The 1,595-nt window shown below is 66.9% G+C and carries 1 protein-coding gene; it reads left to right on the plus strand.

The genetic code is table 11. From position 1 onward, the window contains the following. Positions 1–111: 111 nt before the first annotated feature. The gene (locus tag FHU35_RS19480; protein WP_145741806.1) at positions 112–1,434 is read left to right on the plus strand and encodes an HNH endonuclease signature motif containing protein; all 1,323 of its coding nucleotides are present in this window, start codon (positions 112–114) and stop codon (positions 1,432–1,434) included. Positions 1,435–1,595: the final 161 nt, after the last annotated feature.

Consider the following 1,595-nt stretch of genomic DNA (forward strand, 5'->3'; position numbering starts at 1 on the left):
TGACGAAACTGGCTCCTCGTAGGCAATTTCGCCTGTTTCTGGGATGGATCACCCGATTTAGTGATCGGATTTCGCTCGTGCCCTCGAACGCCCTGGTGCATCATTTAGCACATGAGTTCGAGGACGCCTGTGGGGGCCGCGGTGGCGACGGCCAGGGCCGCGGTTGCCGCGGTCCTGGCGTCCGCACCGCACACCAGTGACACCGAGTTGACCGAATCGATCGTGGACGCCGAGGCCCTTGCGCGTCTTGTCCAGTCGCTGCAGGCGAACCTGGTCGCCGAAGCCGACCGGCGCTCCCTGGCACGCGCTCAAGGGGCGCGGGACACCGCGACCTGGTTGCAGGACCGGCTGAAGGTCGATCCCGGGCAAGCACGCGCCCGGGTCGAGGTCGCCCGTTCTGCGGCTGGTCCGAGCCGGAAAGCCTTGTCCGACGGTATGATCAGCCTCGATCACGCGCGAGTGATCGCTGCCTGCGTGCGGAAGCTGCCCGGCACCGCTGCCGGTGAGGCGGCGAACGTCGAGCGGGTTCTCACCGAACAAGCACAACGCTGCCGGCCGAGTGATCTGCGTCGGCTGGCCGATGGCGTCAACGCCACCTTCGACCGCGGCACCGCAGTGCGAGACGAACACGCCCAGTTCGAGTCTCGAGAACTGCACTACATCACCACCGACGACGGCACGGTGATGATCAAAGCCCGGCTCGACAAGGAAAGCGGGCAGAAGTTCATCGCGGCCATCCGGCCCTTGTCGAAACCGTGCCCTGCGGCTGATGGTGAGCCCGATCCGCGAACTCCCGCCCAACGACACGCTGATGGTCTTGCCACGCTGGTCGACTTGGCATTGGGATCCGACCGCATGCCGCGCGTGGGTGGTCAGCGGGTGCAGGTTCAGGTGTCCGTCGACTACGACGATCTGGTGCGCAGCCTCGACCCTCAAGCCGAGGGTGTCGTTCCGGGAGTCTTCACCGACGGGACACCCATCACCACCGACAACGTACGCCGCCTGGCCTGTGACGCCGGGATCCTCCCGATCGTCCTAGGTAGCGACGGGGTGGCGGTGGACTACGGGCGGGAAGAACGCACCGCACCGCCCGTCCAACGCGCCGCACTGTTCCGGCGGGACGGCGTGTGTGCCTTTCCCGGGTGCGAACACCCGCCCGGGACTTCGCAGGCACACCACATCCGCCACTGGCTCGACGGCGGTGCAACCGACCTCGACAACATGGTCATGCTCTGCGCCTTCCACCACCGCACCGTCCATCACGACCAGTGGAACATCGTGGTGGAGAAGGGGCGCCCGGCGTTCATCCCGCCCGCGCGCGTGGACCCGTCACGCACTCCACGACCCGCAGGTGCGGCCAGAACCACCCTGCACCGCCAAGTGAATCGGGGACTGGTTCCACCACCACGGCAACCCGTACCGACCCACAACTGACGCGCTGTTCCCGGGATCCGGCCACACCGTTGTGGCCGGCCACCCCGACATGCCTTGAGAAACCTGCTGTTTGACAACTCAAGAGAGACGAGCAGTCCCCGATCCGGACGGCAACGGGTGTCCGCGGTGCGCGCCCCACCGCGCACCGCGGACCTCCCCGA

The organism is Saccharopolyspora dendranthemae (assembly GCF_007829955.1).
GTDB lineage: Bacteria > Actinomycetota > Actinomycetes > Mycobacteriales > Pseudonocardiaceae > Saccharopolyspora > Saccharopolyspora dendranthemae.

Bases quoted from the DNA above. Each gene is read 5' to 3' on its own strand.
- FHU35_RS19480 (WP_145741806.1), top strand. From the start codon at position 112: ATGAGTTCGAGGACGCCTGTGGGGGCCGCGGTGGCGACGGCCAGGGCC.